Raw genomic sequence first — 26,756 nt, 5'->3', positions numbered from 1 at the left:
GTTTCGACGCTGTCATTTCTTTTAGGAACTCCGCCATTCGCGGGTTATGAGAGCTTTTCTCCCTTTAACAACCGACGTCTGTCGGCCTTGGGGGTGCGCCCGGTCCAGCGGCGATAGGCCTGCGAGAAACTGCTCTGGTCGGCAAAGCCGCACAGATGGGCGGTCTCTGCCAGCGACAGTTGCGGGTCGCCGAGGAAGGTATGGGCCAGCTTAAGCTGTGCCCGCATAACGAGTGTCTGAAAGCTGTGGTCTTCGTCCTGCAGGCGGCGGCTGAGGGTGCGTTCTGACATCCTGAAGTGTCGGGCGACATCCGACAACCGGGGGCGGCCATCCGCCATGCCCCGCAGCAGGTGGCGTTCGATGGCCTCCGAAAGGGTTGCCGGGACCGGCTGAGCGGTCTCCAGCAGAACCTCTCCGTATTGCGTGAGATGTCGCAGTAACGTGGTGTCCGCATTTCGAATGGGCGTGTCCAGCGCGGTTTTGGAGAACCGCAGATAGTTTGCACCCGCATCCAGATCCACCGGACAGCCATAGATCGTCGACAGGGTGCGCTGACCGTGTTTGCGCACATTTGCAAGCCCGATCCGAGCCGCAACCTGTGACACACCGGTTGCCATTCTCAGCGCGCCCAGGATGGCGCCGAGGGAAAACTCGACCATATGGTTGTTCAGCAGGATATCCGACCCGATCCCGTCTATGACGAAATCCACATGATCCGAGGCCAGACGAATATCGATCCGGGCGCGGGGGCGGTGTATCGGGGTGAACCGCTGAACGTGATACAATGCATCCTGCAGGGTGTCTGAGTTGAATAGGATGTAAGTCAGTAGCGAGCTGTTGCGCGGGTCCAGCGCAACACCGATCTCTGCTCCCGCATAGGGGGCGTTCAGGCGATCCGCCAAAGCCTTGAGTACGAGGCTTTCGGCCCCTCGGTGAACTGGTGTTCCGGCGTCTTGCAGCGCCTCCGGCTTTAGTCCTGCGGCAGCCAGAACGGCGGATTTATGCGGCAACAGGTGAGACAGCGCAAAAACCGACCGCAGCCAATGATTGGGAACCTCGTCCTTTGGATGCAAAGGGGTCATGAACAGACACGCCTTTTGGCAAAACGCGGGCCGACCGGTCGCAGGCTTTGTTTGGTCATCGTGTCAACAATTCACCAGGTTTACGTACTGCCAACAGATATACCGGACGCGATGATTAGAAAACAATTATGGCTCGGAAAGGGGTTAGCTGGCTAGTTCAGCCCCTGCTTATCCAGCCAAACGCCCTGATCGACCTGTTCGAAACTGAGGAATGAGGCACCCTGAACACGTTAGCCGTTGGGGCGCAGGCAGCGTCTGTGCTGCCTGCGCCTCAGGCCAGTTCAATCACCCGGTCAGCCCATTTTTCGGCGATGTGTCTGTCATGGGTCACTAATACTACCGCAATGTTCTCGTCTGCCGCCACCCGCTCCAGTAGCGCCAGCGTGTCTTTCTGGGTAATCGGGTCAAGTCGCGACGTCGGCTCATCCGCCAAAAGCACCTTGGGTCGCACAGACAGTGCGCGCGCGATGGAAATCCTCTGTAACTCTCCGCCCGAAACCTCATCGGGTCGCCGGGACAACAACGATGGATGAACCCCCAAATGTTCCAGCGTGCTGAGAACGAAGTCCCAATCCGTCTTATGCAGCCGGGCCACATCGCGCAGGGACTTTTCAAGCGGGATGCGCGCCGGGAAGGCTGCTGGCGGGTCCTGATAGAACTTTTGCACAGCATGATTTGAAAGCGTGCTGGCGCGCAGTACCTGTCCGGCGGCAGGCGGCAACAGTCCGGCGAGGGCGTCCAGAAGGGTGGTCTTGCCGATGCCGCTGGGCCCGGTCAACGCGACACGCTCGCCTTGCCTGAGGGTCAGGGTGAACCCGTCGATGAGGCGCTTGTCATCGCGCGCGATGGCGAGACCCTGTGCTGTCAGGACAACGTCTCCGATCGGATGCGGGTCAGACTGCATCCAGCTTTGTGGATCCGCATCCAAAAGGGCGCGGGTATAGCTGTGGGACGGGGCTGTCAGCACCGCATCAACCGGTCCCTGTTCCACCAATTGCCCATCGCGCAGCACAATCACATGCCCGCCAAGGCGTCGGGCGACGGAAACTTCGTGCGTTATGGCCAGCAGCGTTCCGCCGGATGCCGGGACCTCGGCCAGAAGGTCGACAACTTTGGCGTGGCGCGCGGCGTCCAGCCCCTTGGTCGGTTCGTCGGCCAATAGTATCGGTGCTTTACCTGCCGTTGCTGCTGCGAAAGCCACCCGTTGCGCCATGCCGCCCGAAAGGGTGCCGGGCAAACGGTCGCCAGCACCAGTCAGATCAAGGGTTTCAAAAGCGTCAGTTGTTTCTTTCCGGGCCAGCGCGGGCGACCGGCCCGCAACAAAGCGGTAGGATTCGGCCACCTGACGAAACGCCCGCATCAGCGGGTCCAGCGCGCGCCATGGTTCCTGTGGGAGCGTCGCCAGTTCGTGGCCCCACATGGCCGCCCGGTCGGCGGAGGACAAGTTGTCGACGCGACGCTCGTTTATGGTAATCCGGCCTTCGGCGCGCAAGCTTCCCGGAAGCGTGCCCAAAATGGCCTGCGCGATCAGGCTTTTGCCAGCGCCGGTTTCACCCATGATGACAAGCGTGCCGCTCGGAGCAACCGAGAAGCTGACCGGCCCCAGCAAGCGCTTGGACCCTGCAAAGACCGAAAGGGTTTCTACGATGATGGAATGGGTCATGGGCGGCGCAGTCCTCCGGCCGACAGATGCAACGCCAGAACAGTCAGGACCAGACAGGCCACGGGTTGCAGGATCAAGAATGGTGCCTCACGCCAATAGGGCAGCAGTTCTGTCATCATGACGCCCCATTCGGCGGTGGGCGGTCGGATGCCAACGCTGACAAAGCCAAGCGCGGCCACAGCGGTCACTGCAGTCGCTGCACCAAAAGCGGCAATCGTCAGCAGACCCGGTGCGATCTCGGGGATCAGATGGCGGCGGATCAGCAGTAACGGGCCAAGGCCTAGCAGTTTTGAGGCTTCGACCGAGGGCTCTGCCAGCACAATGCGCGCGCGCTGGCGCGTATAGCGAAAATACTCGACCCAAAGCGTCAGTGATATCCCCGCGTAAAGCGCCCACCATGAACCCGGGGAAATGGCGGCAAGCATCAACACCAACAACAGCCCCGGCAGCGCCAGAACCGCATCAGCGAAGGCCCCCAACAGTCGATCGGTCCAGCCGCCGAACCACGCGGCGGCAACGCCCAGCAAGGTTCCGGGCAGGCCAGCCGTGATCACCGACAGAAAAGCCAGCGACAATGACAATTGCGCGCCGGACAGCAGGCGGGCTGCCATGTCACGGCCAAGGTTATCGGTGCCCAGCGGATGCGCTGCGCTGGGACGTTCAAGCGTGTGCAGCAGCGATTGTTTGGCAGGGTCGCCGCCGATCAGGCCCGGTCCGCCAATTGCCGCAATGACCAGAAGGGTCAACAGCCCGAACCCGATCATCCGTGTCACCGGCAGGCGCGGCCTGATGTCAGCAGGTGCGATGCCAACCATAGGGTTTGTCTGGTCGCTCATGTGGTCCGCCCCCGTGGGTCAATGCCCCGGCAGGCGAGGTCTACGCAAAGGTTCAGCGCCACATAGGTCAGGCCAAGCACGAGCGCGGTGCCCTGTACCATTGCGATATCGCGGCCAAAGATTGCGTGGACCAACGCGTGGCCAATGCCGGGCCAGGCGAAAACGGATTCAACAATCACGACCCCCTCGATCAGATAGGCCAGTTGCACGCCGATATAGGTCACGACCGGCAAGGCGGCATTGCGCAGCACATGGCGGGTCAGGGTCAGACGCGCCGACAGACCTTTGGTGCGCGCAAAGAGCCGCCAGTCGCCGCTCATGGCTTCGGCGACCGCATCCCGGATCACCCGGTTCGATACCGCCGCCAGCCCAAGGCCCAGGGTCAGCGATGGCAGCACGAGGTTGGAAAACTGTCGGAACCCGGCGACCGGAAACAGTTTCAGTTGCACCGCAAAAACCAGTACCAGAACGATGCCCAGTGCAAACGCGGGAATGGCGCGCACGAAGATCGATATCCCCAGCGTCATCCGATCCAGCAGGCCGTTGGGGCGCAGGCCCGAGGCGATGCCAAGCGGCAGCGCAATCATCAGCGAAACAACCACCGCCGCCCCCGCCAGCAGAAGGGAATAGCCCAGCTGTGTGGCGATCTCATCTGCGACCGAGGTTCCGTAAACTGCCGACGTGCCCAGATCGAACTGCGCCAGAGTTTTGAGCCACGCCCAAAGCTGTACCAGCACGGGTTGATCCAGCCCCAGTTCGGCCCTTACCGCATCTGCAGAGGCGGCATCCATCATGTCATATCCATATCGCCCGGCAGCGATCCGATAGGCGGCATCCCCCGGCAGCGCCTGCATCATGGCGAAGCTCACGATACCGACGATCACCGCGACGATGATGGCCTGCACCCCTCGCGTCGCAAGGGTTGCAGGTAGTGTTCTGACAAAGGAATGCATCGGATCACTCGGTCCAGAACATCTCGCTCAGACCATAGCTCCGCTGGAGCGGGTCGATGACCACGCCATCCAGGTTTTTGTCCATGGACACGGTGTGCTGGTACCAGAGCACGGGAATGACTGGCAGTTCCTGATGCAATATGGCGGCCACTTTAGCGATATTTGTTGCGCGCATCTCGGGATCGGCCGTCGAGGCGATAACCTGAATGGCTTCGGTGACTTCCGAGTTATCCCACCGCATTGCGCCCCAATCGCCACCGCCGTTGCCGAAATCCTGCATGACGGTGCCAATTGGGTCCGGTGTCAGACCGTAGTTCCGGGCAAACAGGGCCACATGCAGCGATCCGTCCTGATGCCCCTTGGGAATCTCGGAATAGCTGGCAACGCTGACCTCAAGCTCAATGCCGATCTCGCGCCAGGTGTCCTGCAGGGCGGTTGCGATCAGCGGTAGCTCGGGGCGGTCTGGGAAGGTCCGCAGCGTAATAGCGAACCGCTCTCCGTCACGGGTCAGAATACCATCTTCGCCCGGCGTCCAGCCCAATTCGGCCAAAAGTGCGCGCGCGGCATCGAGATCAGTTTCAAGCGGTGCCAGATCGTCCGAATGCCAGTTGCTCAATGCGGGCGGGAACAGCTGGCCAGCAGCAGATTCTGGAAAGCGTGTTATGGCTTTGGCGATCCCGGCGCGCGGCGTTGCAAGGCTGAGCGCCTGACGCGCGCGCGCATCGGAAAACAGCGGGTTTTCGGCGTTGACCTTCAGCAGCACGGCGCGCGGAATTGGCACGGCCTGGGTCTCAATCGTATCGACGTGCTGCAGGTGGCTGTAACCTGATGCGTCCAGTGTAAAGACAAGGTCGGCATCACCGCTTTCGGCCAGCAGCGCTCGGGTTTCTGCCCGGCTTGCAGCCAGATAGGTCGCGCTTTCCAGTTTGGGTGCATCACCCCAATAGCCATCGAACCGCGCCAGAGACACGCTTTGCGGAGGGGTGAATTCCGTCACCGAGAACGGACCGGTTCCGATCAGCGCGATTGGATTGCGCGCGGCGTCAAACGCCGCCGGGGCCGGGATGATGGTGGTCGAATGGGTCAGGATCGACGGCAGCGCCGTAAAGGGTGTTTCCACCGTGATGACGACTTTGCCGTCCTGTTCGGAAATCCCGGTGATCGGGGCCTTTTGCAGGATGCCGGGCTGTTCCAGTGCGCGGTTCAGGGCAGAGACAGCAGTCGCTGCATTGAATTCTGAGCCATCGTGAAAAATGACATCGTCGCGCAGGGCAAAGGTCCAGGTCAGACCGTCTTCGGATGTCGACCATTCCGTCGCAAGCGCGGGACGAAGCACACCGTTTGCATCCGCGTCGACAAGCGTTTCCATGATTTGCAGACTTTGTACGATCGACCCTGAAACAGTCGGATCGTAACTGGCGATTTCCCAAGGGGATGCGATCGTTACGTCAGTTCTGGGATCGGCCAGAACCGGACCGCCCGCAAGAGTAAGGCAAATTGCTGTGCTCAAATATTTCAGCATGAAAGGTCTCCGCGTTGGAATCTCAAACGTTTGGGAGCCGTCTAGCAGGAGACGAAATCTTATACCATAGTAAAATACTAAGAATATAGAATCCCACAAATCGCGCGTGTTTATTCGTTGAAGTTTCCCGGTTCTTCTTCGATGTGAGGCCGGGCCGTTGCAGGCGGGTGCAGTCCGGCAAAACATGCCGGGCTGTTGCGCTCAGGGCACTGCCATCTCGCCCATGAGAAAGGGGTCGGGGCTGTCCACCTCTTCCAGGGTTTTACCGCTGATCAACCAATACCGGGTGCCGACATTGCGCAGAAACCGACGATCGTGGCTTACCAGCAGGCACGATGCGTTATGCGTGATCAGCTCATCTTCGAGCGCCTCCTGCCCATCGATATCGAGGTGGTTTGTCGGCTCATCAAGCAGATAGAAATTTGGCCCCTTTAGCCGCAGGATCAACATGGCCAGGCGTGCCTTTTGCCCTCCTGACAAGGCGTGGATACTGGTGTCCTGCATTTGTATGTTCACGCCTGCATTTGCCAGAACGCCGCGCGCTCTTTGATCGCCAATATCAAATTGCTCGGTCAGAGCCGCCATCGGGGTTTCATAGTCTGACAATTGGCTCAGATGCTGATCGGAATAGGCCGGCACCACTGACGGGGCACATCTCACGGCCTCATCCTCACCAGCCAGGGCGCGCCGTATCATTTTGATCATTTGTGTTTTGCCTGTGCCGTTGGTGCCTAACAGCACAATTCGGTCTCCGGGCAGTATCCATTTTTGCCCGGTGTTATAAAGCAATCGGCCATCGGGCGTTTCAACCGGGACATTATCCAATGTGACCAGAGCTTTGGCATGGGTGCCACTGTTGGCCAGTTTGATGTCCCCGGCACCGCGTTCGTGATGGGCCGGTTTGGCGGCCGCCTCGATCTGCGCCGCGCGGGCGTTGAGTTGCTTGGTCTTGTTCACCAGCAGGTCAGAGCCCGAGTTGATGCCTATATTCTTCAACTTCGCAGCCTGCCGGCGCAATTGCTGGGCCTTGTTCAGATCATTCGCAAAGCGTCGTTGGTCAGCGGCGTCTGACTCATCAAGTGCCATGCGCGCCGCCGTGAAAGAGAGCGAAAATACACGAGACCGCTCTGCGCGCAGGAAAAACGTCCTGTTGGTGGTGGCATCCAGAAAGGCACGGTCATGCGACGTAATCACAACCGGTACAACGCGGGGCAGACGGGACAACCAGTCTTGCAGCAAGCCGATGCGCTGCAGGTCCAGATGGTTGGTCGGCTCGTCCAGCAGCAGCAGATCGGGTTCCCTGATCCACACAGCCGCCAGAAGCGCGGTCCTTTGCCATCCGCCGCTGAGTTCGCGCAGCGGCAGGTGTTGCAGCTCATACGGAACGCTCAGGTCTGCAAGCACCACGTCCACGCGCCAGCTTTCGAATTCCGCCTGCTCGGCAGGCAAGGCGTTCAAGACCCAGTCATACAGGGTTTGCGTTTGTGCCCTGTCGGGGACGTATTGTGTGACATAACCAACCCGTAAACCGTGGGCGCGGGTGATCTCGCCATGCGTTGGTTCTGCGACACCTGCCATGCATTCCAGAAGGGTGGTTTTTCCCCGCCCGTTCGCGGCGACAAGTCCGATCCGGTCGCCTTTGGAAATTGTCAGGTTCAGATCGCTGAAAAGAGGGTCGCCAAGGATCACGCCCAGAGCGTTGAGGTTCATAACAGTCATTGGATCTCGGGTCATAGAAAAGGATGCCGCCAGGCGGCTTTAGGCAGACCGAGAATGCTGTAGTGCTTCGGACCCGCCCTGCAAACGAATTTACAGGGCGAAGCGGGGACCATGCTGAAGTCGGCGGATGATACGCATGTTCAGCTTGTGCCCTCCCGTTGTAGATCGTGACCGTTTGGGGTGAGGTTAAGAAACTAATCCGGTCTCGGCAAGAGGTTCTCTGAAAGACAGCGAGTTTTGGTTGCGCGGCACCAGAATGTCAGCGCCGCTGCAGCGTTTTGTCGTGCGCCCGGAGGAGAATGGGCCAACAGCGTGGCGATTTGATCAGCGTAGCATGTTGAGATTTAATTCATTTTCTGATTTTTACAGGCCGATGCTTGCCTGGAAATCTGACGTGTCACATCCAAATTCTTGGGTTGTCTGGGCGACGCGATTGGCTTGCGACAAGGCAGACCACAGAGTGCCCAGCGTCACAGATACCCCACTACACAGCATGAGCGATGATGCCTGGAGGGATGTCATAGCAGCGATGGACCGCACGTATCTGGAACTGGTCACTATCAGGAATTGCTAGAAAACAGAACCGAGAGCCGATGAGATGCGCCAGTTCATGACGTCTGTGCTGTCGTCGGTTTCAGATTTATTGATCGTGGTCGACAAGGCTCGAGCCATCGAAAGGACCGGAGGCGCCATCCACGACATGCTGGGTGCGGATGTGGCTGCGGAGGTCGGGGGCCCACTTGCGGGGTTGTTGGAAAATGCCGACGCACGCCCTTTTCTGGACGCCATCGACAGGGTTATGCTGACGCGGGAACCTGCCTTGGTCGAAGTGGCATTCGCCCCCACACCGGCTCAACGCCGTTGGAGATCAGCGCGAGCCCTCGACTTGATCCGCGGGGCGCAGTCAGGGCGTTGTTCTGGTCGGATGGCCTCGGGGAGAGTTGCGAAACGCATATGCCGAGCTTGAGACCAGCTTTGCCACTCTGCAACAGGCGCAAACGCAACTGGGCGCAACGAAAAGCTCGCCTCGCTGGGGTGGCTGGTGGCCGGGGTGGCGCAGGAGCTCAGCAACCAGATCAGCTTTGTCTATGCCAATACCCATGCGCTTGTGAAGTATTCTGATCGGCTTGAGTCCTATTTTCACGTGGTGCAAAGCGGTACAAGCCGCCCGGAACTGGCCGCGCTGCGGGATGAGCTGAAGCTGGAGAGGACAGTACAAAGCCTGCGAGCGACCATTGACGTGGCTAAGGACGGGGCCGAACGCGTGCGCAATATCGGTCGAAGACTTTCGGCGGCTCAGTGCCGAAGGCTCGAGAGAGCGGGTCAGCATCGAAGTTGCAGAAGCTGATCTACCCCTGCGGCCTGACGTGAAAGGCATATGCGAAGTATTGGGGCTCGACCCGCTTTACCTGGCAAATGATGGCACGCTGGTTTTGTCCGTCCCCGAGGTCGAGGCTGCCCTTGCCGCAATGCGGTCCACCGAAGCCGGGCGCGCAGCCGCCCTGATCGCCAGGTCCGGCGGGTCGCGTAACGCTGAAAACCCTGTTTGGCGGTCAACGCCTTGTCTATACCTTTGTCGGAAAGCAATTGCCGCAGATTTGTTGAATGACCCCGACCGGACCCTCGGCCCACGGGAACAGCTGGGGCGTGGGTCTGATGAAATTAGAGCGCAGTTTCCAAGGGGAGTAGCGGGGCAGGGGGCTGATCAAACCGAGCAACTTATTAGCGTTCCAACACAGTTCTGGAAATCAGCATGAGGTTGTCGATTGACTGGTTTTGTTAAGCCCATACTTGTCGCATTTTCACAGGGTGTTTTTTGCGCTTTGGCTGGTGTCCGCAAGCGTGTACGCCCAAGGCTGGGACAGCGCCGCAAAGCATACAATTCAGGGCGTTACTGCCTATGAAGGCGACGTGCTGCTCACCTTCGCCGGGCAGTTTGCCCATAATCAATCGGGTCAGATCATGGCTGCCGGGATTGCCTAGGCGGTTAAACGGATTTACCGGGAGCACGGGTATTTTCTGGCAAAGGCTTGGGTTGCATCGGATGGTCAAACAATCGTTGTCGATGAGGGATATCCACAGCAGGTCGATATAGAGGGTGTCGATGCCAGAACCTTTGCGGCTCTGGAACGGATATTCTCGCCCTGACGGGCGTTGCGCCCCTGACGTTGAAACGGCTCGAGCGGTCTTTCATGTTGGCCGAGGATATCGCAAATCTGGAGCTGTCAATCGAGATCGGCTAACCAGACGGTGCCGGAGCCCGATCCCGCCGTCGCCGCAGTCGATGACTTGTCAGATGCGGTTGAAACCCAGTCGCAGACCGAGCGTGAAGCGCTTGAGAACACGGCCAACAACCCCATAACCGCCGAAGTTGAGGCCGCGGTGAAGGCGTTGCTGGGCCTGGAAAGCTAATACTCATTGCCCTGCCACTCACGGAGGCAAAACAACCGGGCCAGCCTTTTACGCATCCCCCTATTTAAGCGTAAGGACAATTGCATGGCTGGCCCGGCAGCACGAGGAAGTGAAGCATATACTAATAAGAAACCAAGCGAAAATGGCCGCTTCGGGCAAGAGCGGCCCTTTGGATTTGGCCAGGTTCCGTGACCGGTGCAGATGTCGGAACAGCAGGGCCGCGAAATCAGTCGTCCCGCTGGGCCTGGATCAGTCGCCTGTTGCTGACAATAGCTTTCAGAGCATTTTCGATTGGGGGGGGGAAGCGGTCACTGCTCGAACTCGTGGTATCTGACGGTTTGTCGTGCATGGCGGCACCCGACGATTGCGTTGCTGTAGAAACGTAGTTTGGCGCGATCTGAGTTGCAGTCTTGATCATGCGATTCTCCCATCATGCGGCTGGATGCATGACGTGTGACCCGGCCTTGAGGGAACAACTATGCGCTAAGTCGCTTGAACGTGCCGCGAATGTCCTGTTCATTTTCAGTTCATGTATTCTTTGGGGGGGCGATCAGGGGCGTGCCCGTTTGCCGGGGAAACTGCGCCGATCAGCCGTGCGTGCGTCATTTCAGAAACGGCGCTGGGCTATTGAGTGTTGCCGCGCGCAAAGAATATGTAAAGTTATGATAAGATCGCAGCCAGTGCCGTATATGAGCCAACACCAATGACAAAGATCAGAAACATGGAAGAATTTGCGGCCGTGAGCGGAATATCACGACCGACGGTTTCCAAATATTTTCATGATCCCGATAGCGTTCGGGCAACAACACGGGCACGTATCGAAGAGGCGCTTGAGCGGTTTGATTATCGGCCCAACATCTATGCGGTGAACCAGAATCGTAAGCTGACCAAGAATATCGGGATCGTTGTTCCCTATCTCGCCGATCCGTTCTTTGCTGAAATTGCCCGGTATCTGGAACAAAGCTGTATCGCTGCCGGGTATCGCCCGTCGCTGTTCAGTTCACATGGTGAGCAAAAGCTGGAGAATGAGATTCTGGACAGTCTCCGTTCGCTCAAGCCCGCGGGTGTTTTGCTGGCGCCGCTTGGCCGGGCCTCGGACCGGTCGCAGATTGAGAAGTTCTGTGAACAGGTGCCAACCGTTCTGTTTGACAGCAACCTCGAAGGTCTGGGGGCCGCGTTTATCGGATCTGACAATTTCAGCTTTGTATCGCAGACTGTGGAATACATGACCCGAACCGGTGAGCCGCCGTCTTTCTTTGAGATGCGCACGCCCGCGAACCCGAACGCAAACAAGCGCCGCAACGCCTATATCGAGGTGATGGAACGGCTTGGGTTCGACCCGCATATCATCAAGGTCGATGGCGAAGGTTGGGCGTTTGAAGAGATCGGTCGCGAGGGGGCGCTGAAGGTTCTGGAACAAGGCGCGCTTAAGTCAAACTCAGTTTTGTGCAGTAACGACCGGCTTGCGATTGGATTTCTTGCAGCGTGTTACGAGCAGGGGATTCGGGTCGGCCGCCAAGAAGATTGTGCCTTGCGCGTGGCGTCGAATGACGATCACCCGTTCTCGAAATTCACCTGCCCGTCCCTGACGACCGCAGCGCATGACTATGACGCCGTTGCGGGCCGCGCCGTAGAGACCCTCTTTGAACTTATTGAAAGTGGTGGGGAATTTGACGAGCGGCTCGAAACTCTGTTCCCAGCGCGCCTTGTGCTCAGAGAATCTGCGTGAGCTAAAATTTAACGCGCGTAAAGTTTTTATTGACGTCGCGACAAAATGTGCTCTACCCTTCCTCCATGACATCCAAGCTCAGGGAGGACAGGGATGTATCTCAAGAACGCACTTCGTGCGGCGACTGCACTGACTTTCGTCGCTACGGCAGCGGCCCATGCACAATCCATAACGATTGCCACGGTCAACAACGGCGACATGATCCGGATGCAGGGCTATACCGACAAATTCACCGAGGCGACCGGTGTTGACGTCGAATGGGTGACGCTGGAAGAAAACGTGCTGCGCCAGCGGGTCACCACTGACATCACCACCAAGGGCGGTCAGTTCGACATCATGACGATCGGCATGTACGAGACCCCGATCTGGGGCGCCAACGGCTGGCTTGTGCCGCTGGATGGCATGTCGGCGGAATATGATGTCGACGACATTCTGCCCGCGATGGCAGGTGGCCTTAGCCATGACGGCACGCTCTATGCCGCGCCGTTTTATGGTGAAAGCTCAATGATCATGTATCGCACCGACCTGATGGAAAAGGCCGGAATGGACATGCCCGACGCGCCAAGCTGGCAATTCATCAAAGAAGCCGCCGCCGCCATGACGGACCGTGAGAATGACATCAACGGCATCTGTCTGCGCGGGAAGGCAGGGTGGGGCGAAGGCGGTGCCTTTATCACCGCAATGTCCAACTCTTTCGGCGCGCGCTGGTTTGATGAAGACTGGAAGCCGCAGTTCGATAAGCCGGAATGGGCGGATACGCTGAATTTCTATGTAGAAATGATGACAGAATCCGGGCCGGCAGGCTATGCGACCAACGGTTTCAACGAAAACCTGTCGCTGTTCCAGCAGGGCAAATGCGGCATGTGGATCGACGCCACGGTGGCCGCGTCCTTTGTGACCAACCCCACCGACTCGACCGTTGCTGACAGTGTTGGCTTTGCGCTTGCCCCCGACACGGGCCTTGGCAAGCGGTCGAACTGGCTGTGGGCCTGGGCGCTGGCCATTCCGGCGGGCACTCAGCAAGAGGACGCCGCCAAGCAGTTCATCGAATGGGCCACCTCGAAAGACTATATCGAGCTGGTGGCTGAGAATGAGGGCTGGGCCAATGTGCCACCGGGTGCGCGTACATCGCTGTATGAGAACCCCGAGTATCAAAAGGTTCCGTTTGCGCAGATGACGCTGGATTCGATCCTGTCGGCTGACCCGAACAATCCAACGGTGAAGCCGGTGCCATATGTTGGAATTCAGTTTGCTGCGATCCCTGAATTTGCGGGCATTGCCACGCAAGTCAGCCAGGAGTTCTCGGCCGTCTATGCCGGGCAGCAATCGGTAGAGGACGCGCTGGCCAAGGCGCAGGCGTTTGCCGCAGAAGAGATGGAAGCCGCAGGGTACTGAGGCCTCCCTTCCAATGGAGGGCAGGTCGCTGCCCTCCGCTCCCTACTTCCACAATCCGCGTTTTTCTCGCAGGCTTGCGTTGCGCCTGAACAGAGAGGTTTTGCGAAATGGCTACCCAACACTCCAGATCCGTTGCCCGCCTTATGATGGCCCCCGCTGTGGTCCTGTTGCTTGGCTGGATGCTCGTGCCGCTGACCATGACCCTGTATTTTTCCTTCAAAAAATACCTACCCCTGCGTGGCGGTGATTTGGGCTGGGTCGGCTTCGACAACTACGTTCGGTTTGTCTCGTCAAGTTCTTTCTGGCCTGCCGTTCAGGCTACGCTTGTCATTGTTGGCGGCGTGCTGGTCATCACGGTCATCTTGGGCATCCTGCTGGCGATGCTGCTGGATCAACCGATGTGGGGGCAGGGCGTTGTTCGCATCCTTGTCATCGCGCCGTTCTTCGTCATGCCGACGGTTTCGGCACTGGTCTGGAAGAACATGTTCATGGACCCGGTGAACGGGTTGCTGGCGCATCTGTGGCGCTTTTTCGGGGCCGAGCCGATCTCGTGGCTGTCCGAGGCGTCGATGACCTCGATCATCATGATTGTCTCGTGGCAATGGTTGCCCTTTGCGACGCTGATCCTGCTGACTGCGATCCAATCGCTGGACAGTGAACAATTGGAAGCTGCCGAGATGGATGGCGCGCCGCCGCTGAAACGGTTCTATCACATCATCCTGCCGCATCTGAGCCGCGCCATAACCATTGTGATCCTGATCCAGACGATCTTCCTTCTGTCGATCTTCGCCGAGATTTTCGTGACCACCGGCGGCGCATTCGGCACCCGTACACTCACCTATCTGATCTTCCAGCGTGTGCTGGAAAGCCAGAATGTCGGCCTTGGATCAGCCGGAGGTGTCTATGCCATCATCCTTGCCAATATCGTTGCGATCTTCCTGATGCGCATCGTCGGCAAGAACCTGGACGCGTGAGGAGGTAAAGCCATGGCCCGCGCTGTCACACCCCGCCGTAAATCGCTGAACACCGCCCTTGCCTGGGCCGTCGGATTGCTAATCTTTTTCCCGATTCTCTGGACCATCCTGACCAGTTTCAAGACCGAGGCAGAGGCCATTGCCAGCCCGCCGCTGTTCCTGAACTTCAACTGGACGCTTGAGAACTATGCCGTCGTGCAGGAACGTTCGGACTATATGCGGTTCCTGTGGAACTCGGTCATCATCGCGGGTGGTTCAACCATTCTGGGCGTGATCATCGCGGTGCCTGCTGCCTGGGCGATGGCATTCGTTCCGTCCAAGCGCACCAAGGACATTCTGCTATGGATGCTGTCCACCAAAATGCTGCCTGCGGTGGGCGTGCTTTATCCGATCTACCTGCTGTTCATCCGGTTGGGTCTTCTGGACACGCGTGGTGGTCTGGTCGTCGTGCTGATGCTGATCAACCTGCCGATCATCGTTTGGATGCTGTATACTTATTTCCGCGAAATCCCCGGCGAAATTTTGGAAGCCGCACGGATGGACGGGGCGAGTTTGAAAGAGGAAATCCTCTATGTCCTGACCCCCATGGCCGTGCCCGGCATCGCGTCGACCGTATTGCTGAACTTCATCCTGGCCTGGAACGAGGCGTTCTGGACCCTCAACCTGACCGCTGTAGACGCCGCCCCGCTGACGGCCTTTATCGCCAGCTATTCCAGCCCCGAGGGCTTGTTCTTCGCCAAGCTCAGCGCGGCCTCGACCATGGCGATTGCACCCATCCTGATCCTTGGCTGGTTCAGCCAGAAACAACTTGTCCGCGGCCTGACCTTCGGCGCTGTGAAATAAGGAAGACGACTTATGGGACGTATCCAACTCAAGTCTGTGACCAAAAGCTTTGGCGACGTGCAGGTTATTCCGCCGCTGGATCTGACTATTCAAGATGGCGAATTCACGGTTTTTGTCGGACCCTCGGGCTGTGGCAAATCCACCCTGTTGCGCTTGATTGCCGGGCTGGAGGATATTACCAGCGGATCCATCGACATTGATGGTGCAGACGCCACCGATGTTCCCCCTGCCAAACGTGGGTTGGCGATGGTGTTCCAGTCCTATGCGCTTTATCCGCATATGACAGTGCGCAAGAACATCGCCTTCCCGTTGCGGATGGCGAAACTGGATCAGGCCGATATCGACAAACGCGTCGAAGGCGCGGCGAGTGTTCTGAACCTGACGGATTATCTGGACCGCCGCCCCGGTCAATTGTCCGGCGGGCAGCGTCAGCGGGTCGCCATTGGCCGCGCGATTGTGCGCGAACCGGCGGCGTTTCTGTTCGACGAACCGCTGTCTAACCTTGATGCGGCGCTGCGGGTCGGTATGCGGCTTGAGATCAGCGAACTGCATGAACGTCTGGCCACCACGATGATCTACGTAACCCATGATCAGGTCGAAGCCATGACCATGGCCGACAAGATCGTGGTGCTGCAGGCCGGGGTGATCGAACAGGTCGGAACGCCGCTGGAACTGTACCGCACGCCCCGCAACCTGTTTGTGGCGGGCTTCATCGGTTCGCCCAAGATGAACTTTATCGAAGGGGAAGAGGCTGCCAAGCATGACGCGCGCACAATCGGCATCCGACCAGAGCATATCGCGGTGTCCGACAGCGAAGGCACCTGGTCGGGCGTTGTCAGTGTCTCCGAGCATCTTGGGTCGGACACGTTCTTTCACGTGCATGAAACGGGTATCGCCGAAACGATCACCGTACGTGCGGATGGCGAGGTGGGCTTCCGACACGGAGATCGCATTCACCTGACACCACGCGCGGATGTCATCCATCGGTTCGACACACAGGGGCTTCGGATCGCATGAAACGGCTGAGCGGCAAAACCGCCCTTATTACGGGGGCTGCCCGGGGCATCGGGCTGGCCTTTGCTCAAGCCTATGTCGCCGAAGGCGCACGTGTTGCCATCGCCGATATCGACATCGCGCGCGCTCAAACGGCAGCAGCCGAACTGGGCGAGGATGCAATCGCGGTCGAGATGGACGTCACCAGTCAGGACAGCATCGACGATGCGGTTGCGCAGACGACTGCACAACTTGGCGATATCGATATTCTAATCAATAACGCGGCCATTTTCACCGCCGCGCCGATCACCGAGATCAAACGCGCTGACTACACCAACGTGTTCGATATCAACGTGGCGGGTACTCTGTTCACGATGCAAGCTGTCGCGCGCCACATGATCGAGCGCAAGGTCAAAGGCCGTATCATCAACATGGCGTCGCAGGCCGGGCGCAGGGGGGAACCTCTGGTGGCTGTCTATTGCGCGAGCAAGGCGGCCATTATCTCGCTGACACAGTCTGCCGGTCTGAACCTCATCTCTCATGGGATCAACGTCAACGCGATCGCGCCCGGTGTTGTGGATGGTGAGCATTGGGATGGCGTGGATGCGTTTTTTGCCAAACATGAAGGCAAAGCGCCGGGTCAGAAAAAACGCGAGGTGGCTGCAGCCGTCCCCTTTGGCCGCATGGGCCGAGCCGAAGATCTGACCGGGATGGCAGTGTTCCTCGCTTCGGATGACGCCCAATACATCGTTGCGCAGACCTATAACGTCGATGGTGGAAATTGGATGAGCTGATGACCCCTGTGACCAGCACCCATATCCCGACAAAACTCGGCCTGACTTCTTTGGGTGATCTGCCCTCGGAGATCGCGCGGCCAGTATATCGGCGTGAAGAGCTGAGCCCGGGTATCGTACATATCGGGCTCGGCAATTTTCATCGCGCGCATCAGGCCTGGTACATCCATCGGCTTATGCAGCAGGGAAGGGCCCATGACTGGGCAATCATTGGCGCCGGGATACGCCCATATGATGCCGATATGCGCGAAAGACTGTTGGCGCAGGATTGTCTCACCACGTTGATTGAACTCGATCCGTCGCAGACCTCGGCAGAAGTCATCGCCCCTATGCTGGATTACCTGCCCATCGAAAGCGACAATGCGTCCTTGATCCGGATGATGTCTGATCCCGCCATTCGGATTGTCTCACTCACTGTGACCGAAGGTGGATATTATTTGGACCCGAATTCGGGTGACTTTGACGCAGACCATGAAGATATTCGCCATGATGCGCAAAATCCGGATCATCCAAAGACAGCCTTTGGTGCCATGCTGGCTGCGCTTAGGGCGCGCCGTGCGGCGGGCGCAGCCCCCTTCACAGCGCTGAGCTGCGATAATCTGCAGGGAAACGGGGCGATTTTGCGTCAGTGCATTCTGGGTCTGGCCCGACTGACCGATCCCGAGTTGGCGGATTGGATAGATCGCACCGGTGCATTCCCGAATTCAATGGTGGATTGCATCGTGCCGGCCACAACGGACCAGACCCGGTCACACTGCAAGGCGCTGGGTATCGAAGATCACGTGCCGGTTTCGCATGAGAATTTCCGCCAATGGGTGATCGAAGACAATTTTTGCGCCGGTCGTCCGCCGTTGGAAGACGTTGGCGTGACGATAACCGACAGCGTACACATATATGAGGCGATGAAGCTGCGCATCCTGAATGGTGGTCATCAGCTGTTGGCAAATGTCGGCGAGATTCTGAACGTTCCGACAATTTCCGACTGCATGCAGGACGCTGATATTCAGGCGTTTTTTCAAAAGGTTCAGGTCGAAGAGATTCTGCCGCATGTCGATGCGGTGCCCGGCACAACGCCCGCCGAATACCTCGATCTGATCAGGCGCAGATTTGCGAATACCGCCATCTACGACACAACACGCCGGGTGGCCTTCGATGGGTCGGCCCGACATGCGGGATTTCTATTCCCTTCGCTACGCGATGCATTGTCGTCTGGCACGGCCGCAACGGGGCTTGCCCTTGCCGAGGCCTTCTGGTGCCGGATGTGCGCAGGGACCCGAGAGGACGGCACCGAGATTGCGCCCAATGATCCGGTATGGGACCAGTTGCAATCCGCTGCCCATGCCGCCCGGACAAACCCCCAAGCTTGGATAGATCAGGCAAACCTGTACGGCGGCCTTGCGGAGGCAGCAGTGTTTTCGGATGAGTTTTCCCATTGGCTGACGCTCATCTGGCAGCAGGGAAGTCGTGCGGCGATGGCCCGCTATCTGGATCACGCTGACCGAAGCTGACCACCGGTCTGTTCATTTTGTCCATACGCAGTTCAAAAGAGCAATCTGGATCAAGTTTCTTGTGCGGAACCTGATTACCAATGGCTGAAACAACGGTGTCCGGTGCAATCTGTCCTCAGATCTTTCCGGGCGTCTCAGCCAGCAGGGATCTATCACGATGAATAAAATGGCATGTGGGGCACTGGCGGGTTTTGCGCTTGCCCTGACACTTGCGACGCAGCCGGTATACGCCGCTGACACCTATGTTATCGATCAGGGCCACACGGAGGTTTTCTTTGGCTGGAGCCACGCCGGTGTTTCGCGGCAGCATGGGGAATTTACCAGACTTTCCGGGGCTTTGGTGCTTGATCCCCAGCAACCCGATCAGGCCAGTATCGAAATCAGCATCGATGCCAGCAGCCTGTCCACCGGGTTCCCGCCTCTTGATGCCGAGTTGATGGGGGCAAACTGGCTGAACGTCGAAACCCATTCCGAGATTCTGTTCAAAAGCACGTCAATCGAACTGACAGGCGATGATACGGCCAAGGTGACCGGAGATCTGACGCTAAACGGGGTGACCAAACCCGTCACCTTCGACACCAAGCTTACGCATCAGGGCGATCATCCGGTTGGGCAATATATTGACTACTACAAAGGGCCATGGGTCGCGTTCCATGCGACGGGGGATATTGATCATCAGGCCTTTGGTGTCGGATCTTATTCAACCGGACCGATCTCGATCGAAATAAATACTGAACTCAAAGGCCAGTAGCTGCTAGGCTACCCCACGTGCCTGTATAGTCAGGCATGTGGGTGTGCGGACCAGAAGATGAATAAGAACGCGCTACAGCGTCATCGTGTGAACCGGGTAATCGACGTTGTCCGAAAATCCGGGGCCGAACCGATGACTCTGGACGAAATGGCCGATGTCGCGTGCCTGTCGCGTTATCACTTTGCGCGTGTTTTTACGGAACACTGCGGCGAGACCCCCATCGAATTTCTGACCCGATCTCGTCTTGAGAAATCGGTTTCGGCTTTGGTTGCAAAGCCAGACCTGCCCATCACAAGCATCGCGCTTGAGGTTGGGTTTTCGGGCTCGCAAGCCTTCTCTCATGCATTTCGGCGACGGTATGGTGTGGGGCCAAGACGGTTTCGTGACGCCAACCGTGGGTGTGTTATTGATTTTCCCAAAAATCAGTGGTGGCAATACCCGATGCTTGCGGCAACATCACCCAGCGCGAGCCCGATGCCATCGCTGTCAGCTGCTCTGCGCCGGATGCCGGAAACGCGCGTGGCGTATATTCGGCATATCGGACCTTACTTCAATATGCCCTCTGCTGGCGCGCCGACCGGCGGCATCGCCGACACAATTGATCGTCTTTTGGCTTGGGCGAAAAGGCAAGGTATTTGGCACGATAATACGACAGTCTTTGGGATTTGCCCCAACAACCCAAGCATTACGCCTCCGCAATATTGCCAATATGATGTCTGCATCGAGGTGGATGAGACGGTCACAGAAGACGATATCGTCAGCATACAGCACATGCCTGCCACACGTTTCGCGGCTGTCGAGGTTACCGGCGACTCGGGCGCGCTGATGCGTGCATGGCGGTGGCTGGGATCATACTGGCTGCCCCGGACTGGGCTGTGCGCCGGTCTCCATACGCCGTTTGAGATGTATCAGGTCGATGGTGCGCATCCGATTTGTCCCGAGAATGGGATGACGCTCTGCATGCCGGTAGTTGATGATCCGCAGGTCCTGACGCTGACAAGAGGCGGTGTTCAGGTGGGGTGAGGAACGACATCTCGGGCGATCAAAACCTGCGTTTGTCCTGCAGTCGATGCAGTTGTCACAACCGCGCCTGCCGGTTCCATCCCTTGATCGGTATCCAGCATATCAAATCCGCGTTGATCGTCTGATGTGAAGGGGCGCAAGAGGGTCATAACCTCGTGCGCCCCGGATAGGATGGCGGCTCGGCCCGCTAGGTACGTGCTTCGCGCTCCATCTGAGCTGCCCACCGGTCCGCCAGATCCGCCAGGACGGCCCTGAACTGCCGTTTGGCCGCCAGTTTGAACAGGTTCTGAACCAGAAGATTGCCCTTGGGCGCGGCTTCGATGTGGATCGCGAACTCTGAGCCTTGGGCGAGTTTGCGCACGCTCCACTCTCCATGCAGATTGGAAATCGGGTAGGGGTAGTCTTGCGCTTCGGTATGTATGCGAAAGCCATAGGCGCGCCCGTCCTCAAACAGATCGCAGGTTTCCAGCCAGTTCTCGCCTTTCGGGCCATAGCATCGACGCTGCATCCCTATGCCCCCACCAGAGATAACCTCAACTTTCGAGAGGTTGTCGGCCACATCTGCGTAGCCGGGATGATCGTTCATAACACGCCAGACCACTTCAGGAGGCGCATTCACCGGCCGGGTGACCTGTGCCACCAGCTTTGCCCCTGCGGAGGTGACCGACGCTTTGCTGAGCGCGGGAACCATTTGGCGAGATCCGCTGTATTGCCCCAGCGCAAAGAGACCGACAAAGAGGGCAACGACAACAATGGCGGCTTTTCCGGCGTCCGAGAACAGATGGCCCGCCATCGCCAGCACCAGGGCACTGCCAACGATCCAGCCCACATCCATCATGGTGATCGCCAGCACCATCTTTCGGGTGACAAAGCGATCCCGGGCCAGAAAGGCCAGGTCGATGCCGAAAATAATCAGGCCGGCGCCAAGCAGCCGCAGCGAGATGACGTGCCAGTCTGCGGCCCCGGCAAAGATCATTTGTGCAGCTGTGCCTGTCGCAATCAGAAAAACAGCCCCCAAAAACAGTGAGAAACCGGCGTTCAGGCCCAGCCAGAAACGGGCGCGTTGTGAGTTTTCCATGATCATGTCCATTCTGTCGATTGATAACCGGGGGAATCCTGCAACTGGCGGGCATTCATCTCAATTACGTCCGACGTAATGGACCTGCGCGTCACAAAAGTGCAGATTTCGGAGATGAGCTATAATCTGAACACGCCCGAACTTGCGTTTCCGGGCTTTCTGAAGAACTGGCGGCAGAGGCGGCGGCTGAGCCAGCTGGAATTGTCGCTGCAAGCCGGAATGTCTCAGCGTCACATCAGTTTTCTTGAAACTGGGCGCTCAAACCCAAGCCGTTTTGCGATCGCGCAGCTTGCAGAGGCGCTTGAGATGCCCGCCGCTGAGGTTGATGCCATGCTGCTGTCTGCGGGGTTTGCCGCAAGGTCGGCGAGGCAGGGATGGGACGGCGATACCCAGTCGGCCATTGATGCCTCGATCGATCATGTGCTGTCGGGGCATGCGCCGTTTCCGGCCGTGTCGGTTGACCGGATCTGGAACCTTGTGAAGGCAAATGCGCCAGCGCAGGCGTTTTTCCCATATCTAGGGGCGCGCAATGACCCGAATTTGCTGCGCGAAATCCTGTCGCCGGGGCGGGTGCGGAATAGCATTGGCAACTGGCAGGAAGCCGCCCGCGCCTTGCTGCGGCTGCTCGAATTTGAAGTTGCAAGGCGTCCCACTGATGCTGAGGCGCAGGATTTGCTGACCGAACTCAAGGGGTTGCCGGGCGTTGACGCATTGCTGAACAGCCCCGGCCCGCACCACAACGCGCCCGTTTTGGCGCTTCGGTTTCAGATTGATGATGTGCAGCTGCAGATGTTTTCGCTGATCGCAACCATCGGGATGAGCGCGGATGCCGCGCTGGATGATCTGCGCATCGAAACCCTGTTGCCCGCCGACGAAGTCACCCGCCGCTGGTTTCACAACAAGTTCGGGCACGCGGACCGGCACATACAGTGAGGCCGAGCCGCTGCCCTGCCTCACTGCAAGTCAGGATTTATCCCTGCAAAGTCACGGTCCGGCCATGGGCGAGGGCCTCTTGTGCCGCAAGGCCGGTTCTGACGGCCCAAATCCCGTCATTCAGTGACACCTCGGGCGATCTGCGCTCTCCTCGCAGCAGTTCCAGAAACCGTTCATGCTGAAAATAGGTCGAGCCGTTGTGGTCGCCGGCAGCCAGCAGGCGGGGGTCTACCGGGATTTCCTTCGAAACCGGGCCTCGCGGGTGTCTGGGGCTTACGATTAACTGCGGAACCGGCGGTGCGCCCAGATGTTTGGGCCAAAACCGGCCGGGGCCGGGCACCAGTGCTTCGACCTTTGCGTCAGGGCCTATGGCCGAGATCTCCTCCTGATATTCGGCGCCTTCGGCGAACATGCACAGCTCGAGCATGGCACGCGCGCCCGAGGCAAAATCGACGATGACATAGCCGTGGTCCAGAATGTCCGGGGTTTCGCCATCATATGTCTCATCGAAGTGATTTACGGCTTGTCCGCCACTTGCTGAAACCCGCACCGGATCGGATTGCAGGATCAGCCGCATCAGATCGAAGAAGTGGCAGCATTTTTCGACAAAGGTGCCGCCGGTGTTCCGGTTGAACCGATTCCAGTTGCCGACCTTTTCCAGAAACGGAAAACGATGCTCGCGAATGGTTAGCATCTTGATGCCGCCGCTTGTTGCCTCGGCCTCGGCGATCAGCGCCGCGATCGGGGGCATATAGCGGTATTCCATCGCCACCCAGATCGGATGCGGATAGGTCTCTTCGATATTGCGCAGCCGATCCATATCTGCGGGGTCGGTGAACAGAGGCTTTTCGACCAACAGTGGCAGCGGACGCGTGCGCGCGATCTCGGCGATCTGGTCGGCATGCAAATGATTGGGGCTGGTGATGACGATACAATCCAGATCATCGATTGCCAGCAGGTCCTGCACAGATGGCACCAGAATGGCATCGGGAACAATGTCTTGCGCCTGACGGGCCATGTCCGGGTCCGGCTCAAAGATCGCGGTGACCCGCGTCCGGTCGAGCAGGGCAATGTTGTGCAGGTGCTCTTGCCCCATCATTCCGCATCCGATCAGCCCGTAATTGATGGTCCGGGTCATGCGCATTTCCTTTTTCTTATTTTAGGCGTTGAACATAGGTGGCCCGATCGGGATCGAACCATGTTTTTGAGAATTCGACAGGTTCCGGTGCTTCGGACCAGCTAAACCGTTCGATATACCCCACCGTTTCCCCCTCTTTTCGCGTGAATGCCGGAGGTGACCAGTCCGGGACCGCCCCAACGGATACCCTGTCTTCTGCCCGTGTGATCCAGAACCGCAATTGGTTCTGATAATAGCGATAGAGCGAGTCTGACAGCTGCCGCTGATCGATCAGCCCGGCCGATTCGTCCAGCCAGATTTCTTCGATCGCGATGATTGTGTCATTCAGATAGCGTATGCGGCGCACGCGTGATCCGCTGCGGGTGGTTCCGAATTGCGGCAGATCCTTGGATTTCTCCAAATGGTGAACCGAAAGAATATCGGCGCGGGGCAGGCCGCCGCCTTCGGGCAGCTCAAGCCGGAACATCGCGTAGACACTGTTTTGCGTGCCTGTTCCCCGAATGTAGTTGCCCGAGCCCTGAATGCGCTCCAGCATTCCCTTCTTCTCAAGCTCGGCAAGTGATTTCCGCAGGGTCCCGACCGACACATCAAGTTCAGCCGCCATCTCGCGCTCAGGGGGGAGCCGCTCACCATCAATCAGGCGCCCGGCTGCGATATCGCGGATCAGAAGTTCGGCAATCTGAATATAGATCGGCAGGGCATTGGGGTTGCGGCTGGTCGCAGACACGGGGCGGTTCACTTGATGGCAGGAAAAATTGATACACTATTGATCTACATCAATGCGATTGCTACGCAAGTGAAAAAGCAGACCAGCCCGGAGAAAGAATCACATGACGGTTGTCCCCATCACATCACCCGATCTGGCCGCTGCCGAAGTATCGTGGTTTGCCGCGTTGTGCTCGGATGATTATCAGTTTCTGGGGGTGCCGGATGGGGATTTGCGATCCAGCTGGGATCATTGTTCGAGCATCGTGAAAGAGGCCGAGGCGCAAGGCTTTCGCAACATCCTGTGCCCGTCCTCTTATCAGGTCGGGCAGGACACTCTGAGCTTTGTGGCAGGCTGCGCGCCGATCACGGACAAGATCAACATGCTGGCCGCCGTGCGCTGCGGCGAGATGCAGCCCATCATGCTGGCGCGCACCATCGCCACGCTGGATCACATGCTGCAGGGGCGGTTGACGGTGAACATCATCTCATCCGATTTCCCCGGAGAGAAAGCCGAAAGCGCGTATCGCTATCAGCGCTCGCGCGAAGTGGTTGAGATTCTAAAGCAGGCCTGGACGCAGGATGAGATCAATCACGCGGGGCAGGTCTATAATTTCTCGGGCCTGACGACCGATCCGGTGAAACCCTATCAGGATGGCGGGCCGCTGCTGTATTTCGGGGGGTATTCGCCAGACGCACTGCGGCTGTGTGGCGAGCATTGCGATGTCTATCTGATGTGGCCGGAAACCAAGAACCAACTGGCCGAGCGCATGAAAGCGGTTCATACCGTCGCTGATGAATGCGGGCGTACGCTGGACTACGGCCTGCGTGTCCACATGATCGTCCGCGACACCGAGGCTGAGGCACAGGAATACGCGGATTACATCGTGTCTAAGCTGGACGACGAATACGGCCGTGCCATCCGGGAACGTGCTTTGGATTCGACCTCGCTGGGCGTCGCACATCAGGCCAAGAACCGTGATTTGGCCGATGAGTATGGCTATGTCGAGCCCGGCTTGTGGACCGGTGTGGGCCGTGCGCGGTCGGGCTGCGGGGCGGCGCTGGTCGGGTCGACCGATCAGGTTATGACCAAGATCGAAGAATATCAAAAGATGGGCATCCGCGCCTTCATCTTCTCGGGCTACCCGCACATGGACGAGGCCAAGCACTTTGGCGCCCGCGTACTGCCCAATCTGAAAACCTGCTCGCTTCCGGAAGAATACGGAAGGGTGCCCAAAACGACCCCGGCGACGCCGCTGGGCAACGGAGTTCGCCGCTGATGCAACGTGTAAAACTGAATGAAACGCTGGAACTGAGCCGCCTTGTCTATGGCATGTGGCGGCTGGGCGATGACGACGATACGTCTGCGTCTCATGTCGAAGCCAAGATCCAAGCCTGTCTGGATCAGGGCATCACCACTTTCGATCAGGCGGATATCTACGGCGATTACGGGGCGGAGGCGATTCTAGGCAATGCTTTGCGGGCCAATCCGAGCCTGCGCCAGAATATGGAGATCGTCACCAAATGCGATATCGTCGCGCCCTGCGGACGTTATGCGGACGCCAAGGTCAAATACTACGACACCTCGCGCGCGCATATCCTGAAATCGGTCGATACGTCGCTGTCAGAGATGGCGATTAACCATATCGATCTGCTGTTGATCCACCGTCCCGATCCAATGATGGATCACCAAGAAACCGGCGCTGCTCTGGATGAGGTTGTCGCCAGCGGCAAGGTGCGCGCGGTTGGGGTTTCGAACTTCCGCCCCTGGGATTGGAGCCTGCTCCAATCGGGAATGAAGACGCAACTTGTCACCAACCAGATCGAGATTTCGCTGGGTGAGATCGGCCCCTTCACCAATGGCAGCCTGGCCTTTCACCAGCAGCACGGCCACCCGCTGATGGCATGGTCGCCGCTGGGTGGCGGTATGCTGATGGCTGGAAACCCGCCTGTGGGCGTTGTCGCGGATGAGATCGCAGCAGAGTACGGTGTGGATCGCGCCGCCGTCGCCGTGGCGTTCCTGCTGGCCCACCCGGCTAACATTCTGCCTGTGCTGGGCACCAACAATCTGGACCGGATCAAGCGCGCCTCTGATGCGCTGAAAGTCCGGTTGGATCGTGAAAGCTGGTTCCGTCTCTATGAGGCGGCGCTGGGGCATGAGGTACCATGATGAATGCAATCTCAAAGGACATGACCCATACATTTGTCCCTCACAAGGATGACACCCGCACCCTGCGCGATGCCTTTGGCCGCTTTGCCACGGGCGTGACCATCGTCACCTGCGACAGCGAGGATGGCCCGGTCTGTATCACGGCCAATAGCTTTTCGTCTTTGTCGCTTGATCCGCCTCTGATCATGTGGGCCGGTGATCGCAATTCGCGCCGGTTTCCCTATTTCCACAAGGCGCGGCATTTCAGCGTTCATGTGTTGTCTTCGGAACAGGCCGAGCTGTGTTTCGGATGCTCGAAAGACGCCTTTGCCCTGCGTGATCTCGACCATGATCGCTGTTCAAACGGCACGCCGCTGTTGCCCGATTGTCTGGCGCGGTTCGAATGCGCGCAGCACGCCTATCATGATGCGGGGGATCATGTCATCGTGGTTGGTCGGGTCTTGCGCGCCAGTATGAGCGAGGGGGATGCCCTGACATTTTACGCAGGAAAGCTCGGCCCGTTTTCAGGGGAATAGCTGCGGCGCCTTTGCGGCAG

Annotated in this window: 26 protein-coding genes; 16 read left to right on the top strand and 10 right to left on the bottom strand. The window is 58.4% G+C overall.

Going from position 1 to position 26,756, the window contains the following annotated elements; genetic code table 11:
• Positions 1-44: 44 nt before the first annotated feature.
• From ACR0I7_RS12795 to ACR0I7_RS12770, 6 genes are all read right to left on the bottom strand, one after another.
• Positions 45-1,082: a helix-turn-helix transcriptional regulator gene (locus tag ACR0I7_RS12795; protein WP_480511596.1), complete on the bottom strand. Its 1,038-nt coding sequence runs from the start codon at positions 1,080-1,082 to the stop codon at positions 45-47.
• A 271-nt stretch (positions 1,083-1,353) separates the two neighbouring features.
• Positions 1,354-2,745 (bottom strand): ABC transporter ATP-binding protein, encoded by a 1,392-nt coding sequence (locus tag ACR0I7_RS12790; RefSeq protein WP_480511594.1) that lies wholly within the window; start codon positions 2,743-2,745, stop codon positions 1,354-1,356.
• Entirely contained in the window at positions 2,742-3,581 is an 840-nt protein-coding gene (locus tag ACR0I7_RS12785) for an ABC transporter permease (protein ID WP_480511592.1), read from the bottom strand. The genes ACR0I7_RS12790 and ACR0I7_RS12785 overlap by 4 nt, the downstream gene beginning before the upstream one ends.
• Complete coding sequence (locus tag ACR0I7_RS12780; protein ID WP_480511590.1) at positions 3,578-4,534, bottom strand: ABC transporter permease; 957 nt, start codon at positions 4,532-4,534, stop codon at positions 3,578-3,580. The genes ACR0I7_RS12785 and ACR0I7_RS12780 overlap by 4 nt, the downstream gene beginning before the upstream one ends.
• 4 nt (positions 4,535-4,538) lie before the next feature.
• On the bottom strand, positions 4,539-6,056 hold the full coding sequence (locus tag ACR0I7_RS12775; protein ID WP_480511588.1) for an ABC transporter substrate-binding protein: 1,518 nt from the start codon (positions 6,054-6,056) through the stop codon (positions 4,539-4,541).
• Between the two features lie 201 nt (positions 6,057-6,257).
• Positions 6,258-7,790, bottom strand: a complete 1,533-nt coding sequence (locus ACR0I7_RS12770; protein ID WP_480511586.1) for an ABC-F family ATP-binding cassette domain-containing protein — start codon at positions 7,788-7,790, stop codon at positions 6,258-6,260.
• A gap of 1,027 nt (positions 7,791-8,817) precedes the next feature.
• Between ACR0I7_RS12770 and ACR0I7_RS12765 the strand changes: the two genes are divergently transcribed.
• The 3 genes from ACR0I7_RS12765 to ACR0I7_RS12755 all read left to right on the top strand — a co-directional run bounded on the left by ACR0I7_RS12765 (position 8,818) and on the right by ACR0I7_RS12755 (position 10,187).
• A complete protein-coding gene (locus ACR0I7_RS12765; RefSeq protein WP_480511584.1) occupies positions 8,818-9,123 on the top strand; it encodes a hypothetical protein in 306 nt (101 codons plus the stop codon).
• Between the two features lie 461 nt (positions 9,124-9,584).
• Complete coding sequence (locus ACR0I7_RS12760) at positions 9,585-9,758, top strand: hypothetical protein (protein WP_480511582.1); 174 nt, start codon at positions 9,585-9,587, stop codon at positions 9,756-9,758.
• Between the two features lie 267 nt (positions 9,759-10,025).
• Positions 10,026-10,187, top strand: a complete 162-nt coding sequence (locus tag ACR0I7_RS12755; RefSeq protein ID WP_480511580.1) for a hypothetical protein — start codon at positions 10,026-10,028, stop codon at positions 10,185-10,187.
• A 226-nt stretch (positions 10,188-10,413) separates the two neighbouring features.
• Here the strand turns inward: ACR0I7_RS12755 and ACR0I7_RS12750 are convergent, their stop codons facing one another.
• Entirely contained in the window at positions 10,414-10,605 is a 192-nt protein-coding gene (locus ACR0I7_RS12750) for a hypothetical protein (protein ID WP_480511579.1), read from the bottom strand.
• 285 nt (positions 10,606-10,890) lie between these two features.
• Between ACR0I7_RS12750 and ACR0I7_RS12745 the strand changes: the two genes are divergently transcribed.
• From ACR0I7_RS12745 to ACR0I7_RS12705, 9 genes are all read left to right on the top strand, one after another.
• Entirely contained in the window at positions 10,891-11,916 is a 1,026-nt protein-coding gene (locus ACR0I7_RS12745) for a LacI family DNA-binding transcriptional regulator (protein ID WP_480511577.1), read from the top strand.
• Positions 11,917-12,009: 93 nt separating this feature from the next.
• Positions 12,010-13,311, top strand: a complete 1,302-nt coding sequence (locus ACR0I7_RS12740) for an ABC transporter substrate-binding protein (RefSeq protein ID WP_480511575.1) — start codon at positions 12,010-12,012, stop codon at positions 13,309-13,311.
• Between the two features lie 107 nt (positions 13,312-13,418).
• Positions 13,419-14,285 (top strand): carbohydrate ABC transporter permease, encoded by an 867-nt coding sequence (locus ACR0I7_RS12735; protein WP_480511573.1) that lies wholly within the window; start codon positions 13,419-13,421, stop codon positions 14,283-14,285.
• A gap of 12 nt (positions 14,286-14,297) precedes the next feature.
• Positions 14,298-15,128 (top strand): carbohydrate ABC transporter permease, encoded by an 831-nt coding sequence (locus tag ACR0I7_RS12730; RefSeq protein WP_480511572.1) that lies wholly within the window; start codon positions 14,298-14,300, stop codon positions 15,126-15,128.
• Between the two features lie 12 nt (positions 15,129-15,140).
• Positions 15,141-16,145, top strand: a complete 1,005-nt coding sequence (locus ACR0I7_RS12725) for an ABC transporter ATP-binding protein (RefSeq protein ID WP_480511570.1) — start codon at positions 15,141-15,143, stop codon at positions 16,143-16,145.
• Positions 16,142-16,915: an L-iditol 2-dehydrogenase gene (locus ACR0I7_RS12720; protein ID WP_480511568.1), complete on the top strand. Its 774-nt coding sequence runs from the start codon at positions 16,142-16,144 to the stop codon at positions 16,913-16,915. The genes ACR0I7_RS12725 and ACR0I7_RS12720 overlap by 4 nt, the downstream gene beginning before the upstream one ends.
• Positions 16,915-18,423, top strand: coding sequence for a mannitol dehydrogenase family protein (locus ACR0I7_RS12715; RefSeq protein ID WP_480511566.1), 1,509 nt, complete (start codon positions 16,915-16,917; stop codon positions 18,421-18,423). Before ACR0I7_RS12720 ends, ACR0I7_RS12715 begins: the two co-directional genes overlap by 1 nt.
• 157 nt (positions 18,424-18,580) lie before the next feature.
• Positions 18,581-19,174, top strand: coding sequence for a YceI family protein (locus tag ACR0I7_RS12710; RefSeq protein ID WP_480511564.1), 594 nt, complete (start codon positions 18,581-18,583; stop codon positions 19,172-19,174).
• Positions 19,175-19,231: 57 nt separating this feature from the next.
• Positions 19,232-20,197, top strand: a complete 966-nt coding sequence (locus tag ACR0I7_RS12705; protein WP_480511563.1) for an AraC family transcriptional regulator — start codon at positions 19,232-19,234, stop codon at positions 20,195-20,197.
• 187 nt (positions 20,198-20,384) lie between these two features.
• Here ACR0I7_RS12705 and ACR0I7_RS12700 read toward each other — a convergent pair whose 3' ends face one another.
• On the bottom strand, positions 20,385-21,275 hold the full coding sequence (locus tag ACR0I7_RS12700; RefSeq protein WP_480511561.1) for an SRPBCC family protein: 891 nt from the start codon (positions 21,273-21,275) through the stop codon (positions 20,385-20,387).
• 114 nt (positions 21,276-21,389) lie between these two features.
• Here ACR0I7_RS12700 and ACR0I7_RS12695 point away from each other — a divergent pair, with 114 nt between their 5' ends.
• A complete protein-coding gene (locus tag ACR0I7_RS12695; protein WP_480511559.1) occupies positions 21,390-22,208 on the top strand; it encodes a helix-turn-helix domain-containing protein in 819 nt (272 codons plus the stop codon).
• 37 nt (positions 22,209-22,245) lie between these two features.
• Here the strand turns inward: ACR0I7_RS12695 and ACR0I7_RS12690 are convergent, their stop codons facing one another.
• Entirely contained in the window at positions 22,246-23,346 is a 1,101-nt protein-coding gene (locus tag ACR0I7_RS12690) for a Gfo/Idh/MocA family protein (protein ID WP_480511557.1), read from the bottom strand.
• A 16-nt stretch (positions 23,347-23,362) separates the two neighbouring features.
• Positions 23,363-24,073 (bottom strand): GntR family transcriptional regulator, encoded by a 711-nt coding sequence (locus ACR0I7_RS12685; RefSeq protein ID WP_480511555.1) that lies wholly within the window; start codon positions 24,071-24,073, stop codon positions 23,363-23,365.
• 103 nt (positions 24,074-24,176) lie between these two features.
• Between ACR0I7_RS12685 and ACR0I7_RS12680 the strand changes: the two genes are divergently transcribed.
• The 3 genes from ACR0I7_RS12680 to ACR0I7_RS12670 are packed head-to-tail and all read left to right on the top strand — an operon-like array spanning position 24,177 to position 26,736.
• Positions 24,177-25,331, top strand: coding sequence for an LLM class flavin-dependent oxidoreductase (locus tag ACR0I7_RS12680; protein ID WP_480511553.1), 1,155 nt, complete (start codon positions 24,177-24,179; stop codon positions 25,329-25,331).
• Positions 25,331-26,221, top strand: coding sequence for an aldo/keto reductase (locus ACR0I7_RS12675; RefSeq protein ID WP_480511551.1), 891 nt, complete (start codon positions 25,331-25,333; stop codon positions 26,219-26,221). The genes ACR0I7_RS12680 and ACR0I7_RS12675 overlap by 1 nt, the downstream gene beginning before the upstream one ends.
• On the top strand, positions 26,221-26,736 hold the full coding sequence (locus ACR0I7_RS12670; protein WP_480511549.1) for a flavin reductase family protein: 516 nt from the start codon (positions 26,221-26,223) through the stop codon (positions 26,734-26,736). The genes ACR0I7_RS12675 and ACR0I7_RS12670 overlap by 1 nt, the downstream gene beginning before the upstream one ends.
• Positions 26,737-26,756: the final 20 nt, after the last annotated feature.

The sequence above is a fragment of the Ruegeria sp. AM1 genome, assembly GCF_056540745.1.
The sequence above is the reverse complement of the archived record's forward strand: the minus strand, read 5'-3'. Positions and strand labels throughout refer to the sequence as shown.

What these genes read in the sequence shown, in the direction of transcription:
- ACR0I7_RS12795 (WP_480511596.1), bottom strand. Translation starts at nt 1,082, where the DNA reads ATGACCCCTTTGCATCCAAAGGACGAGGTTCCCAATCATTGGCTGCGG.
- ACR0I7_RS12790 (WP_480511594.1), bottom strand. Translation starts at nt 2,745, where the DNA reads ATGACCCATTCCATCATCGTAGAAACCCTTTCGGTCTTTGCAGGGTCC.
- ACR0I7_RS12785 (WP_480511592.1), bottom strand. Translation starts at nt 3,581, where the DNA reads ATGAGCGACCAGACAAACCCTATGGTTGGCATCGCACCTGCTGACATC.
- ACR0I7_RS12780 (WP_480511590.1), bottom strand. Translation starts at nt 4,534, where the DNA reads ATGCATTCCTTTGTCAGAACACTACCTGCAACCCTTGCGACGCGAGGG.
- ACR0I7_RS12775 (WP_480511588.1), bottom strand. Translation starts at nt 6,056, where the DNA reads ATGCTGAAATATTTGAGCACAGCAATTTGCCTTACTCTTGCGGGCGGT.
- ACR0I7_RS12770 (WP_480511586.1), bottom strand. Translation starts at nt 7,790, where the DNA reads ATGACCCGAGATCCAATGACTGTTATGAACCTCAACGCTCTGGGCGTG.
- ACR0I7_RS12750 (WP_480511579.1), bottom strand. Translation starts at nt 10,605, where the DNA reads ATGATCAAGACTGCAACTCAGATCGCGCCAAACTACGTTTCTACAGCA.
- ACR0I7_RS12745 (WP_480511577.1), top strand. Translation starts at nt 10,891, where the DNA reads ATGACAAAGATCAGAAACATGGAAGAATTTGCGGCCGTGAGCGGAATA.
- ACR0I7_RS12740 (WP_480511575.1), top strand. Translation starts at nt 12,010, where the DNA reads ATGTATCTCAAGAACGCACTTCGTGCGGCGACTGCACTGACTTTCGTC.
- ACR0I7_RS12735 (WP_480511573.1), top strand. Translation starts at nt 13,419, where the DNA reads ATGGCTACCCAACACTCCAGATCCGTTGCCCGCCTTATGATGGCCCCC.
- ACR0I7_RS12730 (WP_480511572.1), top strand. Translation starts at nt 14,298, where the DNA reads ATGGCCCGCGCTGTCACACCCCGCCGTAAATCGCTGAACACCGCCCTT.
- ACR0I7_RS12725 (WP_480511570.1), top strand. Translation starts at nt 15,141, where the DNA reads ATGGGACGTATCCAACTCAAGTCTGTGACCAAAAGCTTTGGCGACGTG.
- ACR0I7_RS12720 (WP_480511568.1), top strand. Translation starts at nt 16,142, where the DNA reads ATGAAACGGCTGAGCGGCAAAACCGCCCTTATTACGGGGGCTGCCCGG.
- ACR0I7_RS12715 (WP_480511566.1), top strand. Translation starts at nt 16,915, where the DNA reads ATGACCCCTGTGACCAGCACCCATATCCCGACAAAACTCGGCCTGACT.
- ACR0I7_RS12710 (WP_480511564.1), top strand. Translation starts at nt 18,581, where the DNA reads ATGAATAAAATGGCATGTGGGGCACTGGCGGGTTTTGCGCTTGCCCTG.
- ACR0I7_RS12705 (WP_480511563.1), top strand. Translation starts at nt 19,232, where the DNA reads ATGAATAAGAACGCGCTACAGCGTCATCGTGTGAACCGGGTAATCGAC.
- ACR0I7_RS12700 (WP_480511561.1), bottom strand. Translation starts at nt 21,275, where the DNA reads ATGGAAAACTCACAACGCGCCCGTTTCTGGCTGGGCCTGAACGCCGGT.
- ACR0I7_RS12695 (WP_480511559.1), top strand. Translation starts at nt 21,390, where the DNA reads ATGAGCTATAATCTGAACACGCCCGAACTTGCGTTTCCGGGCTTTCTG.
- ACR0I7_RS12690 (WP_480511557.1), bottom strand. Translation starts at nt 23,346, where the DNA reads ATGACCCGGACCATCAATTACGGGCTGATCGGATGCGGAATGATGGGG.
- ACR0I7_RS12680 (WP_480511553.1), top strand. Translation starts at nt 24,177, where the DNA reads ATGACGGTTGTCCCCATCACATCACCCGATCTGGCCGCTGCCGAAGTA.
- ACR0I7_RS12675 (WP_480511551.1), top strand. Translation starts at nt 25,331, where the DNA reads ATGCAACGTGTAAAACTGAATGAAACGCTGGAACTGAGCCGCCTTGTC.
- ACR0I7_RS12670 (WP_480511549.1), top strand. Translation starts at nt 26,221, where the DNA reads ATGAATGCAATCTCAAAGGACATGACCCATACATTTGTCCCTCACAAG.